The sequence below is a fragment of the Pseudoduganella albidiflava genome, from assembly GCF_004322755.1.
GTDB lineage: Bacteria > Pseudomonadota > Gammaproteobacteria > Burkholderiales > Burkholderiaceae_D > Rugamonas > Rugamonas albidiflava.
This window is the reverse complement of the sequence record NZ_CP036401.1, coordinates 3,168,951-3,184,969: the sequence shown is the minus strand read 5'-3', so window position 1 is coordinate 3,184,969 and position 16,019 is coordinate 3,168,951. Positions and strand designations below refer to the sequence as shown.

The 16,019-nt window shown below is 65.5% G+C and carries 11 protein-coding genes; 6 read left to right on the top strand and 5 right to left on the bottom strand.

Features of this window, described 5'->3' with window-relative positions:
* The first annotated feature begins 2 nt into the window (after positions 1-2).
* Positions 3-1,988, top strand: coding sequence for an LTA synthase family protein (locus tag EYF70_RS13210; protein WP_131145820.1), 1,986 nt, complete (start codon positions 3-5; stop codon positions 1,986-1,988).
* Between the two features lie 66 nt (positions 1,989-2,054).
* Here the strand turns inward: EYF70_RS13210 and EYF70_RS13205 are convergent, their stop codons facing one another.
* On the bottom strand, positions 2,055-2,462 hold the full coding sequence (locus EYF70_RS13205; protein ID WP_165497656.1) for a type VI secretion system tube protein Hcp: 408 nt from the start codon (positions 2,460-2,462) through the stop codon (positions 2,055-2,057).
* A 293-nt stretch (positions 2,463-2,755) separates the two neighbouring features.
* Here EYF70_RS13205 and EYF70_RS13200 point away from each other — a divergent pair, with 293 nt between their 5' ends.
* Positions 2,756-4,204, top strand: a complete 1,449-nt coding sequence (locus EYF70_RS13200) for a Gfo/Idh/MocA family protein (RefSeq protein WP_131145818.1) — start codon at positions 2,756-2,758, stop codon at positions 4,202-4,204.
* A 36-nt stretch (positions 4,205-4,240) separates the two neighbouring features.
* On the opposite strand, the gene EYF70_RS13195 is transcribed toward EYF70_RS13200, so the two are convergent.
* The 3 genes from EYF70_RS13195 to EYF70_RS13185 all read right to left on the bottom strand — a co-directional run bounded on the left by EYF70_RS13195 (position 4,241) and on the right by EYF70_RS13185 (position 9,309).
* The gene (locus EYF70_RS13195; protein WP_371861738.1) at positions 4,241-5,356 is read right to left on the bottom strand and encodes an outer membrane protein assembly factor BamB family protein; all 1,116 of its coding nucleotides are present in this window, start codon (positions 5,354-5,356) and stop codon (positions 4,241-4,243) included.
* A 682-nt stretch (positions 5,357-6,038) separates the two neighbouring features.
* A complete protein-coding gene (locus tag EYF70_RS13190; RefSeq protein WP_131145816.1) occupies positions 6,039-7,622 on the bottom strand; it encodes an outer membrane protein assembly factor BamB family protein in 1,584 nt (527 codons plus the stop codon).
* Positions 7,623-7,746: 124 nt separating this feature from the next.
* Positions 7,747-9,309 carry a TerC family protein gene (locus EYF70_RS13185; protein ID WP_131145815.1) on the bottom strand — a complete coding sequence of 521 codons (1,563 nt, stop codon included), beginning with the start codon at positions 9,307-9,309 and terminating at the stop codon, positions 7,747-7,749.
* Between the two features lie 173 nt (positions 9,310-9,482).
* Between EYF70_RS13185 and EYF70_RS13180 the strand changes: the two genes are divergently transcribed.
* Both EYF70_RS13180 and EYF70_RS13175 read left to right on the top strand, forming a co-directional pair.
* Entirely contained in the window at positions 9,483-11,453 is a 1,971-nt protein-coding gene (locus tag EYF70_RS13180) for a peptidase U32 family protein (protein WP_131145814.1), read from the top strand.
* Positions 11,450-11,941, top strand: a complete 492-nt coding sequence (locus EYF70_RS13175) for an arsinothricin resistance N-acetyltransferase ArsN1 family B (RefSeq protein ID WP_131145813.1) — start codon at positions 11,450-11,452, stop codon at positions 11,939-11,941. Before EYF70_RS13180 ends, EYF70_RS13175 begins: the two co-directional genes overlap by 4 nt.
* A 22-nt stretch (positions 11,942-11,963) precedes the next feature.
* On the opposite strand, the gene EYF70_RS13170 is transcribed toward EYF70_RS13175, so the two are convergent.
* Positions 11,964-12,854 carry a M48 family metallopeptidase gene (locus EYF70_RS13170; RefSeq protein ID WP_218943776.1) on the bottom strand — a complete coding sequence of 297 codons (891 nt, stop codon included), beginning with the start codon at positions 12,852-12,854 and terminating at the stop codon, positions 11,964-11,966.
* A 175-nt stretch (positions 12,855-13,029) separates the two neighbouring features.
* Here EYF70_RS13170 and EYF70_RS13165 point away from each other — a divergent pair, with 175 nt between their 5' ends.
* Both EYF70_RS13165 and EYF70_RS13160 read left to right on the top strand, forming a co-directional pair.
* On the top strand, positions 13,030-13,512 hold the full coding sequence (locus EYF70_RS13165; protein ID WP_131145812.1) for a hypothetical protein: 483 nt from the start codon (positions 13,030-13,032) through the stop codon (positions 13,510-13,512).
* A 75-nt stretch (positions 13,513-13,587) separates the two neighbouring features.
* The gene (locus EYF70_RS13160; RefSeq protein ID WP_131145811.1) at positions 13,588-15,966 is read left to right on the top strand and encodes a putative bifunctional diguanylate cyclase/phosphodiesterase; all 2,379 of its coding nucleotides are present in this window, start codon (positions 13,588-13,590) and stop codon (positions 15,964-15,966) included.
* The last annotated feature ends 53 nt before the right edge of the window (positions 15,967-16,019 follow it).

Here is a 16,019-nt window from a genome sequence, read left to right as displayed (position 1 = left end):
ACATGACCCAGGCAAGCTCCCGTTCTTCTCTCTCCGCATCCGACCCGACGCGCTGGTGGCAGCGCACCGGCCCCTACCTGAACCTGTTCTGCCTGCTCACGGCGGGCCTGGCCTTGCTGTCGCTGTCGCGGCTCGCGCTCGTTGCCTGGCAGCGCGACCGCGTGGCGGCCGCGGGCATCCTCGGCGACATGTTCGTGCAGGGTATCCGGGCCGACCTGATCGTGCTCGGCTACCTGACGATCATCCCGCTGGCACTGGCGCCCCTGCTGGCACACCGCCGCACGGCCAAACTGTGGGCCGGGCTGACCGCCTGGTGGGCCACCGCGGCGCTGGTGTTCATCGGCTTCATGGAGCTGGCGACCCCGCAGTTCATCGTCCAGTACGACATGCGGCCGAACCGGCTGTTCATCGAATACCTCGGCTACCCGGCCGAAGTGTTCGGCACGCTGTGGCATGGCTACCGGCCGGCGCTGGTCGGTACCGTCGCCGCGACCGTGCTGCTGGCCGTGCTGGCGCACCGGATGCTGGCCGCCGCGTCGCGCCGCATGGTGCTGTGGCCGGCCCGCCGCCTGCTGCTGACGTGGCCGCTGCTGTTGCTGGTGGTCGCACTGCAGATCCGTTCGACCACGGCGCACCGTCCCGCCAACCCGGCCATGTTCGCGCTGAGCGGCGATGCGCTGGTCAATTCGCTGGTCATCAGCTCGGCCTGGTCCGTGCTGGACGCCATTGGCGCGATGCGCAAGGAAGCCCGGTCGTCGGAAATCTACGGCACGTTGGCGCGTGACAAAGTGCTGGCGGGAGTCCGGTCGGCCCCTTGGCTGGGCGATTACCGTTTCCCGTCCGCCGAACTGCCCACGCTGCACCACCAGCAGGCGGCATACCGGCGCGACAAGCCGCTGAACCTGGTGATCGTGCTGGAGGAAAGCCTGGGCGCCACCTTCGTGCAATCGCTGGGCGGCCTGCCGGTGACGCCGGAGCTGGAAAAACTGAAGGAACAGGGCTGGTGGTTCGAGCAGCTGTATGCCACCGGCACCCGCTCGGTGCGCGGCATCGAGGCGGTGGTGGCCGGTTATGCGCCCACGCCGGCGCGCAGCGTGGTCAAGCTGTCGCTGGCACAGCGCAATTTCTATACGCTGGCCCAGGGGCTGGGCCGGCAGGGTTACCAGACCGAGTTCGTGTACGGCGGCGAAGCGCATTTCGACAATATGCGCAGCTTCTTCACCGGCAACGGCTTCCAGAACGTGGTCGACCGGCGCGCCATGCATCCCCGCTTCGAAGGCAGCTGGGGCGCCTCGGACGAAGACCTGTTCGACACCGCGCTGGCGCGGCTGAAGACCCTGCACGCGCAAGGCAAGCCGTTCTTCAGCCTGGTTTTCACGTCGTCGAACCATGAACCGTTCGAGTTCCCCGATGGGAAGATCGCGCTGCACGACCCGGTCAAGCAGCATGTCAACAACGCGGTCAAGTACGCCGACTTCGCCCTCGGCAAATTCATCGCGGCCGCCAGGCGGCAGGACTACTGGAAGGATACGGTGTTCCTGATCGTGGCCGACCATGACAATCGCGTGTATGGCGACAGCCTCGTGCCGATCAACAAGTTCCACATCCCGGGCCTGATCCTGGGCGCCGACGTGCAGCCGCGGCATATCCGCACGCTGGCCAGCCAGATCGACCTGGCGCCGACGCTGCTGTCGCTGATGGGCGTGTCCAGCGACCATCCGATGATCGGCCGCGACCTGGCGCGCGACAGCGAGACCCCGGGACGCGCGATGCTCCAGTTCGACAACTACTTCGCCTGGCTGGAGGGCGACTCCGCCACCATCCTGCGGCCGCAGCAGGCACCGCTGGCCGGGCGCTACGATCCCGCCAGCGGCGCGCTGGCGCTCGATGCGAAGCCGCCGGCCGCGGCACTGGTCGAACGGGCGATGGCGCACGTGATGCTGCCGTCGCTGCTCTATCGGGAGCAGCGCTACCGGGTGCCCGAGTAGCCGGCCAGCCAGTGCCTTCTGCCGGCATCGTGCCCGGCGAGGGTGCCGGCGCCGGCCGGGCTTGCGCTAGTTTGCTCTGTCGGGCTGTCCGTCCCGCGGGCTGGACGTGAGCCGGGCGTGCCGGAAGGTCAGCACCACGGTTTCCATCATCGCTTCCTCGCGCCGGGGACCGGTGGCCACATACGCCACGGTCACGTCTTCCACCTCGATCTCGTAGCACTTGACCAGGCTGCCTTCCGGCGCGGCGCGCAGGAAGTCGAAACGGGCGCGCGCCACGCTGGCGGCCGTCACGCACAGGCGGGCCAGCACGGGCGACGCGGCATCCTCCGGCTTGACGAACCGGATCTCGGACAGGCCTTCCGGGCTGCCCGCGCCGTGCAGCGACCAGCTCACCGAATCGCAGGCAATCCACCCCTCATACCCGCTGTCGGTCGAGCCGCCCGCGACGCCATCGATCCGCAAGTAAGAGTGCATCGGCATCCACGCCTCCCAAGGTAATAAATCCTAATGATGATCAGTAAATTCCTACGTGACGTGATCATATCGTCAATCCGAAAGTAAATATCAAAAAATAATCCGGCGGTTACAAAGACCGTCGCGGCGAAGCTGCCGGCGATTGATCACCAAGTTGATTGGTCCGTCCGGTTACCACAAGTGGTCTTGCCACATGGCGCGATTGGACCTACCATCGGCTTAGCCGACGCCAACAATCAACTCTCTCCAGAAGGGTGATGGCGCCGTTCCACACAATCTATGGAGACACTTCGATGAGCGAAAACAATGCCGGTCCGTTCGATCGCCGCACCGTGCTGAAGGCCGCGGGCGCGGCCGGGATCATGATGGCCACCAGCGCCTTTGCCGCGACCCCGCGCAAGCGCTACGCGGTGGTGGGCGTCGGCTCGCGCGCCCGCATGTTCACGGGCGCCATCACCGGCAAATACCGCGACGGCAACGAGATCGTGGCGATCTGCGACAGCAACCCGGGCCGCGCCGCGCTGGCCGTGCGGACCGTCACGGCCACCGGCGCCAGCCAGCCGAAGGCCTACAAGGCCGCCGATTTCGACCAGATGATCCGGGAAACCAGGCCCCAGTACGTGATCGTCACCACGCCGGACGCCAAGCATGACGAGTACATCGTGCGCGCGCTCGAAGCGGGTTGCGACGTGATCACCGAGAAGCCGATGACGACGACGGCGGAAAAGGCCCAGCGCATCCTCGACGCCGTGAAGCGCACCGGCCGCCACATCCGCGTGACGTTCAACTACCGCTATACGCCGCCCCGTTCGCAGGTGAAGGATATCCTGATGAGCGGCGAGATCGGCGACGTGATGTCGGTCGATTTCACCTGGCTGCTCAATACCGTGCACGGCGCCGACTACTTCCGCCGCTGGCACAGCAAGAAGGCGATGTCGGGCGGGCTGATGATCCACAAGTCGACCCACCATTTCGACCTGGTGAACTGGTGGCTGGGCGCGCAGCCGGAGCTGGTGCACGCCTTCGGCTCGCGCCAGTTCTACACGCCCGCGACCGCGAAGCGGATGGGCCTGGCCGGCGCGCATGAACGGTGCCTGACCTGCCCGGAAAAGCAGAAGTGCACGTTCTACTTCGACCTGGCGGCCGATCCGGGCCTGAAGGCGCTGTACCTGGACAATGAAAAGCATGACGGCTACTACCGCGACCAGTGCGTATGGCGCCCGGAAATCGATATCGAAGACACGATGAATGTGATGGTCCGCTACGACAGCGGCGCGCAGCTGAACTATGCCTTGTCCGCCTACGATGCGTGGGAGGGATACCACGTGGCCTTCAACGGCACCAAGGGCCGGCTGGAGCACCGGATCGTCGAGCAGGTGGGCGCCGCCGGCGCCAGTGAAGTGCAAAGCCGCAGCGACCAGGTGCAGATCCGCGTGATCCCGCTGCGCGGCGCGCCGCGCGACATCGAGCCCTGGACGGGTACGGGTGGCCACGGCGGCGGCGATGCGGTGATGCTGGAAGAGATTTTCGGCACTGCGCCGGCCGACAAGTACAAGCGGCTGGCCGACGAACGCTCGGGGGCTTACTCGATCCTGATCGGCGTGGCCGCCAACCAGTGCTTTGAAACGGGCCAGTCGGTGAAGATCACCGACCTGGTCACCGGCCTCAATCCGCCGGACCGCGCGCCGATGCCGACGCGCGAAACGCCGGTGCCGATGCCGCTGCGGCGCAAGATCCCGTAGGGAGAAGGCGAAAGACGGTGTCTTTCGCCGCTGCGATTAGCGCAGATTGACCGCGTTGATCTTTCCGGCCCGGCCGCCGATGTACAGGACGCCGCGGTCGGAGATCGACAACGAACCACCGGCCGGATACGACCAGACGGTTTTGTGCGTGGCGAGATCGATCGCTTGCGTGAGCAATTGCTCGCTGACGAAGACCAGGTTTTCCGTGACGATCACCCGGGCCTGCATACTGCCGTGCATGCCGATGCCCTTTCTCCAGAGTAGCTTGCCCGACGCAAGGTCACGTGCTTCCAGGCTGCTGCCGTTCACCGCGTAGACGATGCCCTTTGCAACGGCGGGAGCGCCCACGAACTCGCCCTCGATCACCCACGCCCGGGTTCGCGTGGCGAGGTCGAACCCGACCAGGCGGTCGCTGCTGACGACGACGGCCGACCCCGGCCCCGCAAGTGCCACGCTGCCGATCCGTCCCCCCTGTGTCACGAAGCCCGTATCGGCGATGGAATAGGCGGTGATGCCATCGTTCCTGCCGACTACCTGTAAAACGGAGTCCACATACATGTAGACATAGGAACCGTCGATTGCCGGCGTCCAGTCCCAGGACTCCTCGACACGGTCGATCTGCCACGTGGTGCCCAGCGTGGCGGCGTCGACCCGGGTCGTCCCGTTCCCGCTGGCGCTGCCGACGAACACACTGTCGCCGTGCAGTACGGGAGCGTAGGTTTCATTGAACCCATTGACCCAGGTCTCAGCCAGCAGTTGGCCACTGGCCTGGTCGTACACCTGAAGCTTGTACGCACCCGCTTTGACGACAACATAGACCTTGCCATCCGCCGCGGCCGGCGGTGACATCTTTTCGATCCCGTTGAATTCCTTTCGCCAGACCGTCTCGCCGGTTTGTTCGCTGAAAGCCCTCAAGGAGAATACGGGCCAGTTGCCGGAACTCCGTTCGGCGATGAATGCCCGGCCATTGTCGACCGCTACTGGATTGTTGTGAGCGATGTCGCCCGTTTCCGGATACCCCCAGCGCCTGGAGAAGCGCGCCGGGTCGAAGCTGGCCGGCGCGTAGCCGCTGTGCGCGGCGTTTCCTTGATACGTCGTCCATGCGGGGACCCCGGGTACCTGTTCCAGCGCGGTCAGGTTGGTGGCCTTCATGACGGTCACACTCAAGGGGATGTACCACGGCGAGCCTGGAAGCGGCACCTTGCACACCTGTGGATCGTCCTCGCAGACACGCACCTCGAGACGCGTCGCGTGCGTCCCGACGGGGAGGGTCGGTTCGGTACTCAAGACCGCTTCGTACTGGAGGGGCACGAACTGCTGGATCTTGACTTCCTTTGCGACGACACCCTTGCTGTCGACGATCGCCACATTGAAGGGTTTCTCGAAGATACGGGTGGCCGTCGCAATCATGCGGAACCTGAATGGTTCTCCTTCGAACACGGTGATATCCGCGGCAGGCGGATTGAATGTGAGCCAGGACTGGTCTGCCTGACTGCCGCCGGAAGCACCGCCCGTCCCGGTCGCTGTGCCCGTGGCCGGATTCGACCCGCCGGCGGAAGACCCGCCGCCGCCACACGCCGACAGCGCCACAGCGCAAGCGGCGATGGCAAGGCCATTGGTAAATCTGTTCATGAATATCCCTGAATGGTTTCTCTGCTGGGCGCAGATTGTCTTGAAAACCGGGGATATTAACGTTCGGCTATCGTAATTGCAAATAGACAATTACCTCGGAGCGCACTGGCCACGGCGACCGGCTGACAGCGCCGCTGAGCACCTGTGCCCTCCTGCTACCACTGGAGGCCGCGGACACCGCAAGATGTCCGCGGCCGGGGAATTACCGCAGGTTGATCGCGACCACTTTGCCCTTCTGGCCGGCGATGTACAGCACGCCGCGGTTCGAGATGGACAGGTCACCGCCGAACGGGTACTCCCACACCTTGCGCTGGGTGGCCAGGTCGATCGCCACGGTCCGTTCCGCCGAGCCGACGAACACCAGGTTGTCGGTCACGACCAGCTGCGTGTAGGGGCCGGTGCCGAGCGACTCGGAGGTCCACTGCAGCGCGCCGGTGGCGGCCGCATGGGCTTCCACCACCGTGCCACGCGCGTTCAGCACATACACAACGTCCTTGGCGAAGGCCGGCATGCCGACGGCGGTGCCGTTCGCCTTCCAGGCGATCTTGCGGCCGGCCAGGTCGAAGCCGAGAAGGCGCCCGCCGTTGACGGCGTATGCCATGCCGCTGCCGGACAAGGCCAGCGTGGTGCCGTCATAGCCGCTCCACTGGTTGTCCGGATCGGCGATGGTGAATGCCGTGCTGCCGTCGGCCGTGGCCAGCGCATACAAGGTGCCGTTGACATAGGTGTAGGCATGGCTGGCATCGACTGCCGGCGTCCAGCCGTCGTACTGCGGCAGGCCGGCGAACCAGGCCTTTTCAAACGTCGTGGTGCTGAACTTCGTCATCCCGCCGTAGTAGCCGCTGTTGGTATAGACCGCGTCGCCATATACGGTCGGCGCGAGGTACCGTTCCCATTGCGAATCCATGCTGGTCTTGCTGAGCAGCTTGCCGGTTTCCTGGTCGAACACCCAGAAGAACGTGTCGCCGTGGCCGGACGTGGCCAGGTACACCTTGCCGTGCGCGGCGGCGGGCGGGTTGACCCGGTGGACGGCGCCGAAGTCCATGCGCCACAGTTCCTTGCCGGTGTCTTCGCTGACCGCCACCAGGATCGACGACGCGGCGAAGCGGCCGCTGAACACGGCAAAGGTACGGCCGTTGTCATGCGTGACCGGCACATTCTCGCCGCTCGTGTTCGACACGGGCAGGACCCAGCGGCGCGTGAACTTGCTTGCGTCGAAGGTGGCCGGCACGTAGCCAGTGTGGGATGCGTTGCCCTGGTAGGTTCCCCAGTTCGCCACGTTCGGCAGGTAGCTCAACGGCGTCGGGTTCGTATCGGGCTGGACATCGACTTTCACCGGGATCAGCCACGGCGAGCCGGACAGCGGCGACTTGCACACCTTCGGATCGTCCTCGCAAAGGCGCAGCTCCAGCGTGGCTGTACGCACGCCCACCGGCAACACGGTCGACGTCTGCAGGTCGGCACGGTATTCCAGATCCGACAGCGTGGTGATTTTCACGTCGGTGGAAAACACGCCGGTTGCATCGATGATGCCGATATTGACGGGCTTGGCGAAGGTCTTGCTCGACTTCGCAGTGATCGAGACCGTCGCCGCTTCACCGACGAATGTGGTGACGTCGACGCTGGACGGGGTCAGCGTCAGCCACGACTGGTCGGGCTTGACGACCGGTGGTGTCGTCGGTGTTGTCGGGGTCGTGGACGTGCCGCCGCCCCCGCCTCCTCCGCCGCAAGCGGCCAGCGCCAGCGCACACGTGGTTCCGCCCACGAACCTGGAAAATGTATTCATGACTACCCTTGTTGATCTACGTGCCGAGCGTATCGGGCACGTTCATTGTTAGAACTACAAGTGTATCATGTCAGAATGAAAGATTTCCAGGGGTTAAGCTTGCCTTGGCTGGCTAGAACGGTCCTCAGCCTTCACCTTGTTGCGCATCCGCATCGATCCGGGTGATCAGCACGGTGGCGATGCGGCGCTCGCGCACTTCCGCCACTTCCAGCCGCAGGTCGTCCAGCACCAGCACCTGCCCGACGTGCGGCAAGGTGGCGAAGCGTTCCAGCATGAAGCCGGCCAGCGACGTGTAGTCGTCCGTGGCCACGCCCAGCGCATCCGAATCGAGCACCTGCTGCAGGTAATGCAGGTCGGCGCCGCCATCCACGCGCCAGCGCCCGTCGCCGAACGGCTGCACCACCGGCTGTTCGTCCTCGTCGGGGAATTCGCCGGCGATCGCTTCGAGGATGTCGATCGGCGTGACCAGGCCCTGGATCGTGCCGTACTCGTCGGCGATCAGCACCAGCTGCCCATGCGAGCGTTTCAGCGTTTCCATCACCTGCAGCACGCCGGCCGCATCCGGCATCACGATCGGCGGCCGGATGCTGCGCGCCGGATCGATGTGGCCGCCGTCCATCAGGTCGGCGATCACATCCTTGGCGCGTGCCACGCCGACGATATTGTCGAGCTGGCCGCGGCCGGCCGGATAGAAGCTGTGCGGCGCGTCGAGCAGCTGGGCGCGGATCGAGGCCGGGTCGTCGTCGAGGTCGACCCAGGAAATGTCCGAGCGCGGGGTCATGATGGAGCGCACCGGCCGCTGCGACAGGCTCAGCACGCCGCTGACCATGTGGCGCTCGGCCGATTCAAAGGTGGGCTGTTCGCTTTCCTTCCCGGCGGCCGCCGGTGCCTCGGCGCCGCCGTCGTCGGTCTTCTCGCCCATCATGCGCAGCACGGCGTTGGCGGTCCGTTCGCGCAGCGGCACGTGTTCCTGCTGCCGGGCGAAGTTGCGCCGCGCCAGCTGGTTCAGCGCCTCGATCGCCACCGAGAAGCCGATCGCCACGTACAGGTAGCCCTTGGGAATGTGGAAGCCGAAGCCCTCGGCGATCAGCGACAGGCCGATCATCAGGAGGAAGGACAGGCACAGCACCACCACGGTCGGGTGGGCGTTGACGAAGCGGGTCAGCGGCTTGGAGGCGAACATCATCACCGCCATCGACACGATCACGGCGGCGATCATCACGGCCAGTTCGTCGACCATGCCGACCGCCGTGATCACGGAATCGAGCGAGAACACGGCATCGAGCACGATGATCTGGCCCACCACCGCGGCGAAGCTGGCGTAGGCAACCGGGCCGCTGTTCACCTGCGCCTGCCCTTCGACCCGCTCGTGCAGTTCCATCGTGGCCTTGGCCAGCAGGAAGATGCCGCCCAACAGCAGGATCAGGTCGCGGCCCGAAAAATCCATGGTGCCGATGTGGAACAGCGGCTCGGTGAGCGTGACGATCCAGGAAATCACGCTCAGCAGCCCGAGGCGCATCAGCAGCGCCAGCGACAGCCCCAGCAGCCGCGCCTTGTCGCGCTGGTGCGGCGGCACTTTCTCGGCAACGATCGCAATGAAGATCAGGTTGTCGATGCCGAGCACGATCTCCAAGACGATCAGCGTCAGCAACCCAATCCAGATATTGGGGTCGGCCAGCCATTCCATGTGGGTATCCCAGGGGCTATGATGAAAGAATTGTACGGGAATCGCCAGGATGGGCGAGCCCGGCAGCCTGCCGGTGCCGGCACGCCAACCCCGCCCGCCGGTGACAGTCCCGGTGCGGAAAGCTATAATCTGCCCCTTCGCCCAGGTTTGTTCCCCTCCACCCAGGATTTTCCATGTCTCTCCTCGCCCACGAACTCGAACTGCTGTCGCCCGCCAAAACCGCCGAGATCGGCCGTGAAGCCATCCTGCATGGCGCCGACGCCGTGTATATCGGCGGCCCGGCTTTCGGCGCGCGCCACAACGCGAGCAATCCGCTGGAGGACATCGCCGCGCTGACCACCTTCGCGCACCGCTACCGCTCGCGCATCTTCGTGACGATGAACACGATCATGCACGACAGCGAGCTGGAGCTGGCGCGCAAGCAGATCTGGCAACTGTACGAAGCGGGCGTGGACGCGCTGATCATCCAGGACATGGGCCTGCTGGAACTCGATCTGCCGCCGATCCAGCTGCACGCCAGCACGCAGTGCGACATCCGCACCGTCGAGCGGGCGAAATTCCTCGGTAACGTGGGCTTTTCGCAACTGGTGCTGGCGCGCGAGCTGACGATCGAGCAGATCAGGAAGATCCGTGCCGAGGTCGATACCCCGCTCGAATACTTCATCCACGGCGCGCTGTGCGTGGCGTTTTCCGGCCAGTGCTATATCTCCCATGCGGACACCGGGCGCAGCGCCAACCGGGGCGACTGCTCGCAGGCGTGCCGGCTGCCGTACACGCTGTCCGACGGCCAGGGCCGCGTGGTGGCCTACGACAAGCACCTGCTGTCGATGAAGGACAATGACCAGAGCCGCAACCTGGAGGCGCTGGTCGATGCCGGCATCCGCTCGTTCAAGATCGAGGGGCGCTACAAGGACATGGGCTATGTGAAGAACATCACGGCCCACTACCGCCTGCTGCTGGACGAGATCCTGGAACGCCGCACCGAGTTCGTCCGCGCGTCGAGCGGCCGCACCCAGGTGCTGTTCACGCCGGACGTGGACAAGAACTTCCACCGCGGCCATACCGATTACTTCGCCGGCGGCCGCCAGGACGATATCGGCGCCTTCGATTCGCCGAAATACCTGGGCGTGAAGCTGGGTACCGTGACCCGGCTGGGCGGTGACCATTTCGACTTGCTGACCGATGCGCCGATGGCCAACGGCGATGGCCTGAACTTCATGGTCAAGCGCGCGTCCGCCGGGGTGCAGGCCAACACGGTGGAAAAGCTGGGAGAGAACGAGGAAGGCCAGCGCTGGCGCGTATTCCCCAACGAGCCGATGGCTACCCTCGCCGGCCTGAAGGTCGGCACCGAGGTCCACCGCAACCGCGACCACCAGTGGGAAGCCGCGCTGGCGAAGAAATCGTCGGAACGCAAGGTCAGCGTCCACCTGGTGCTGTCCGAGCGTGCGGATGGGTTGACCTTGTCGGTCACCGACGAAGACGGCATCGCCAGCTCGACCTCCGCAGCGCTGGCATTGCAGCCTGCCCAGCAGGCGGCGCAGGCCGAAGCGGCGCTGCGCACCAGCCTGGGCAAGCTGGGCAACACGATGTTCGAAGCCGGCAGTGTCGAGCTGAAGCTGTCGCAGCCGTGGTTCGTGCCGTCCGGCGCGATCAATGCGCTGCGCCGCGACGCCATCGCCGCCCATGAAGCGGCCCGGCTCGCCGCGTGGGAACGCCCGCCGCGCAAGGCGCCGGCCGAACCGCCGGCGGTCTACCCGGACACGCAGCTCACGTACCTGGCCAATGTCTACAACGAGAAGGCCCGCGCGTTCTATCACAAGCATGGCGTGCAGATGATCGCCGCCGCCTACGAGGCGCACGAGGAAGCGGGCGAAGTGCCGCTGATGATCACCAAGCACTGCCTGCGCTTCTCGTTCAACCTGTGCCCGAAACAGGCCAAGGGCGTGCAAGGCGTGCAGGGGCAGGTCAAGGCCGAGCCGATGACGCTGGTGTCCGGCAGCGAGACCTATACGCTGCGCTTCGACTGCAAGCCGTGCGAGATGCACGTGGTCGGCGCGATGAAGCCGGGCATCCTGAACTCGCCGCCGCCGTCGGCCGTGCCGTACAGCCCGATGGTGTTCCACAAGCAGCGCCCGCGCGCTTGATCCGCGACGCCCGTCCAGGCGATGGCGCCGCCATCGCCGCCATCTACAACCCGTACATTACCGGCACGACCATCAGCTTCGAGGAAGATGCCGTGACGGCGGACGACATGCGGGGCCGTATCGCCGCCGTGCAGGATGGCGGCTTGCCGTGGCTGGTGCTGGAGGGTGCCGATGGCGCGATCGCCGGCTATGCGTACGCGACGAAGTGGCGCGTACGTCACGCCTACCGCTATTCGGTGGAGACGTCGGTCTACCTGGCGCAGGGCAGCGAGATGAAGGGGTATGGCACGGCCTTGTGCCAGGCCCTGCTCGAACGGCTGCGCGCCCACGGTTGCCACCTGGCGATCGCCGGCATCGCGCTGCCGAACCAGGCCAGCGTGGCGCTGCATGAAAAGCTGGGATACAAAAAAGTCGCCCACTTCGGTGAAGTGGGCTTCAAGTTCGGCCGGTGGCTGGACGTGGGGTACTGGGAACTGCGGCTGGCGTAAACAGCTTTACCGTTTCTTCCTTTTACCGCTTCGTGCCCGCCTGCTTCGCCACCGTTTGCTTGCCTGCCGCCTGCGGCGCCGCGGCCTGGTAGAGCGGGGTCACCTTCGGCAGCATCGCCGTCAGGTCGGCGATCCGCGTGTCGTGCGACGGATGGGTCGACGTGAACTCGGCCGGCTCGCTGTCATTCGTCTTCCTGTCTCCCGCCTTCCTGTCGCCTGCTTTCATGCTCAGCGCCTGCATCTTGCGCCACACGGCCACCGACGCTTCCGGGCGGTAGCCGGCGCGCGCGGCCAGTTCCAGGCCCATCGCGTCGGCTTCCGATTCGTTCTGGCGCGAGTTCGGCAGCGTGTACAGGTAATGCGCCACCGTGTTCGCCGCCTCGATCTGCGCCTGGCTGTTCGGCGCCGCCATCAGCGCCGTGGTGCTCAGCGCGTTTTGCGCGTAGGCGCGCGAGACGCGCTCGCGGCCATGCTCGCGCAGCGCATGGGCAATCTCGTGGCCCATGATGATGGCGATCTCGTCGTCGGTAAGCTTCAGCGTGCGGACCAGGCCCGTGTAGAAGGTGATCTTGCCGCGCGGCGCGCAGGTGGCGTTGATCACGGGCGCGTCGATCAGCGCCAGCTGCCAGTTCCACTTCGCCGCGTCGTCGCGGAACGATGTCACGTGTGCCTGCAGGCGGTCGGCGATCTTCTTCAGCCGCGCATACTCGGCGCCTTTCGTGACGAGCTTGCCCTTGGTTTGGGCATCGCGGTTCTGCTGCGTGTAGTTCACCAGCGCCATCTGCTCCACTTTCTCGGCCGATACCAGCATCAGCTGCTGCCGCTGGACGCCGACCGTGCCCGGCTTCGTCGTCGACGCGCAAGCCGTCAGTACGGAAACGGCAGCGCAAATCACCATCGTCTGCATCTTCATGGGGAAACTCCCTGTCATGTGGGGCTCCCACTGTCATGGATTGCTCGCAGGCAGTCAATTTCCAATCACCAAGTGTTTTACCGCCATCAAACATGCATCGAATTCACTGAAAGAGCGCGCCATGCTTGCGCTCTCGCTATAATTGCCGCGCTATTAACAATCTGGGGAAAATGGCATGAAATACGCACTGGTGGGAGCCATGCTGATGCTTGCACAGGCGGGGGCGCACGCCAATCCGTTCGGCGTCATCGAATCGCAGCCGCGCGGCGAGCTGTGGGTGAATCCCGGCTTTTACTCGTACCACTTCGACCGCGGCGAAGGGCTGGACGATACGAACCCGGGCATCGGCGCCGAATACCGCTTTTCCACGGTGGCGTCGGCCACGGCGGGACGTTTCCGCAACAGCGACCGGGCCATCTCCAACTATGCCGGCATCTATTACCAGCCCTTCTCGCTGGGGCCGTTCCGGCTGGGGGCCGTGGTCGGCGCGTTCGACGGCTATCCGAAGCACCGCGACGGCGGCTGGTTCCCGGCGCTGATTCCCGTCGTCAGCGTGGAGTACCAACGGGTGGGGGTGAACTTTGCTATCGTACCGTCGTACAAGGATCGCCTGCACGGCGCATTGACCATCCAGCTGAAGTTCAAGCTCAAGGATTGACACCCTCTTCCCCCAAAGTGGCAGACGACCGCGGCGCGGGGTGCCACGATGGGATGATGTGAAACGAATGCCAATATGAACCATATCGCCCCCCAGGAACAACAGGCGCTGCCGGTCGAGGGCGAGCAGGATGGCTTGCCGGCCGAACTGGTGCGCCTGGCCGGCTACCTGTGCGGCACGACCGTGCCGCCGCAGGCCCTGGCCGATGAAAGCGCCCTGCTGGCATACGCGCCGGCAGCGATGGACGCCGGGCAGCGCCAGGCTTTGGCTGACTTGGCGGCTACCGCGGCGGCCTGCCGTGAACTGAAGCGCAAGCTGGCGCGCGCCGAGAGCTTCCTGTCCGGCTTTGCCGAGCATTCCCCTTCCCCGCTGTGGATCAAGGATCGCCATGGCAGCTACGTGATGGGCAACGCCGCCCTGCACGGCTTCTTCGGCGTGCCCACCGTGGTCGGCATGGACGACAGCCACTTCTGGCCGGAAGACATCCGGCACAGCCTGGAAGAACAGGACCGCGCCGTGCTGGAAAACGGCGAAACCATCAAGACGATGGAAACCTCGCACGACGGTACCCGCCACTGGCTGGTGCACAAGTTCCCCATCGACGTGGGGGGCGAGCCCTTCCTCGGCGGCTCGGCGATCGACATGACCACCGAGGTGGAAAAGGAACGCGCGCTGATCCGGCACGACAATTTCTATGTGCTGCTGTCGCGCCTGTCCGCCATCATTACCCGCGCCAAGACGCTGGACGCGCTGTGCATGGATACCTGCCGCTTCGCCTGCCACCAGCCGGGCCTGGAAATCGTCGACATCCGCCGCGTCGACGATGCCAGCGGCGCCCTGGAACTGTTCACATCCGCCGCCCGCGACGGCACCGAGCACCGCTGGCACGAGCGGGACGGCGCATCCCCGGCCGAGGTGGTGGCGGACTGGTTCCCGCCCGAACTGGCCGCCGCGGCGGCGGCGAGCGGCCGGCTGCAGGTGTCGAACCACCTGCCCGGCGCCGGCCACCGCGTGGCCTCGTCGATGGCGATCCCCCTGTTCGTCAACAGCAAGTGCTGGGGCGTGATCTCGTTCTACTCGCACCGGCCAGCCTTCTTCGACCATTTCTACCGCGAACGGGCGGGCGAACTGGGCAATGAACTGAGCTTCGGCATCGAGCGCCTGGTCAACGCGCAGGAACTGTTCCGGCTGGCCCGCACCAATGCACTGTCCGGCCTGCCCAGCCGCCTGCACTTCGACGAGGAAATCGCCGGGCTGGCCGCCGTCAATGCCAGCGGCACGGTCCTGCTCATCAACATCAACCGCTTCGACGAGATCAGCTCCGCCTATGGCAACACGGCAGCGATCGGCCTGATGCGGCAGGTGGCGCAGCGCCTGCGGGAAAAAGTAGCGGACCGGATGGCGCTGTCCCACGTGGGCATCGGCCGCTTCGCGCTGTTCTATCCGGACGACGAGGAACGCTCGCCGCGCAAGTACGCGCGCGACACGATCATTCCGCTGCTGGAGGGTTCCTACCAGGTCGACCAGCACAAGATCTGGTGCACCGTGAACGTGGGCGCGGCCATGCTGCCGGAGGACGGCACCAGCGCCGACGAACTGCTGGTCAAGGCCTGGGATGCGCTGGCCGGCTCGCGCGCGCAGGAAGAGCAGATCGGCTTCTACGACCGCGACGCCGACCATGCGCTGGCACGCCAGATCAGCATGGAGGCGGAATTGCGCGAGGCGGTCGAGCGCGGCGAATTCGTCAACTTCTACCAGCCGAAGATCGACCTGAAGACCGGCAAGCTGGCCGGTGCCGAAGCGCTGGTGCGCTGGCGCCACCCGCAGCGCGGCCTGATCCAGCCCACCGAGTTCGTGCCCGTGCTGGAACGCAGCGGCCTGGTCACGCAGGTGGGCCGCAACGTGATGCAGCAGGCGATGGAAGACTGGCGCGGATGGCACGACGCCGGGCTGAAGCCGCCGCAGATCGCCGTCAATGTGGCGCCGGCGCAGTTCCGGTGCGATTCGCTGTTCGACGACATCGAACGGGCGCTCAATACCGCCGAGGCGGAGCTGAAGCCATTGTCGATCGAGGTCACGGAAAGCGGCCTGGTGGCCGACCAGCGCCGCGTGGTGGATATCCTCAACCGCGTGCGCGAACTGCACGTACCGGTGGCGATCGACGACTTCGGCACCGGCTACTCGTCGCTGGCCTATCTCGTCACGCTGCCGGTGGACGTGCTCAAGATCGACCGCTCGTTCGTGGTCAAGATGACGCAGGATGCCAACTACATGGGCATGGTGCAGACCATCGTGCAACTGGCGCACACGCTGGAGCTGAAGGTGGTCGCCGAGGGCATCGAAACGGAAGAGGAAGCGAAGTTCCTGAAACTGCTGCGTTGCGAGCAGGGCCAGGGCTACCTGTACGGGCGGCCATTGCCGGCCGAGGAGTTCGCCAGGCTGCTGGGGAAGTGAATGCCGGGCGAGCGCCCGGCATGTCTGTCAATGCATCAGGTAGGTAAGCAAGG

Excerpts from the sequence above, each read along its gene's own strand:
- EYF70_RS13205 (WP_165497656.1), bottom strand. The coding sequence starts at position 2,462 with ATGCACTCTTACTTGCGGATCGATGGCGTCGCGGGCGGCTCGACCGAC.
- EYF70_RS13200 (WP_131145818.1), top strand. The coding sequence starts at position 2,756 with ATGAGCGAAAACAATGCCGGTCCGTTCGATCGCCGCACCGTGCTGAAG.
- EYF70_RS13165 (WP_131145812.1), top strand. The coding sequence starts at position 13,030 with ATGAAATACGCACTGGTGGGAGCCATGCTGATGCTTGCACAGGCGGGG.
- EYF70_RS13195 (WP_371861738.1), bottom strand. The coding sequence starts at position 5,356 with ATGAAGGCCACCAACCTGACCGCGCTGGAACAGGTACCCGGGGTCCCC.
- EYF70_RS13210 (WP_131145820.1), top strand. The coding sequence starts at position 3 with ATGACCCAGGCAAGCTCCCGTTCTTCTCTCTCCGCATCCGACCCGACG.
- EYF70_RS13180 (WP_131145814.1), top strand. The coding sequence starts at position 9,483 with ATGTCTCTCCTCGCCCACGAACTCGAACTGCTGTCGCCCGCCAAAACC.
- EYF70_RS13185 (WP_131145815.1), bottom strand. The coding sequence starts at position 9,309 with ATGGAATGGCTGGCCGACCCCAATATCTGGATTGGGTTGCTGACGCTG.
- EYF70_RS13160 (WP_131145811.1), top strand. The coding sequence starts at position 13,588 with ATGAACCATATCGCCCCCCAGGAACAACAGGCGCTGCCGGTCGAGGGC.
- EYF70_RS13170 (WP_218943776.1), bottom strand. The coding sequence starts at position 12,854 with ATGAAGATGCAGACGATGGTGATTTGCGCTGCCGTTTCCGTACTGACG.
- EYF70_RS13190 (WP_131145816.1), bottom strand. The coding sequence starts at position 7,622 with ATGAATACATTTTCCAGGTTCGTGGGCGGAACCACGTGTGCGCTGGCG.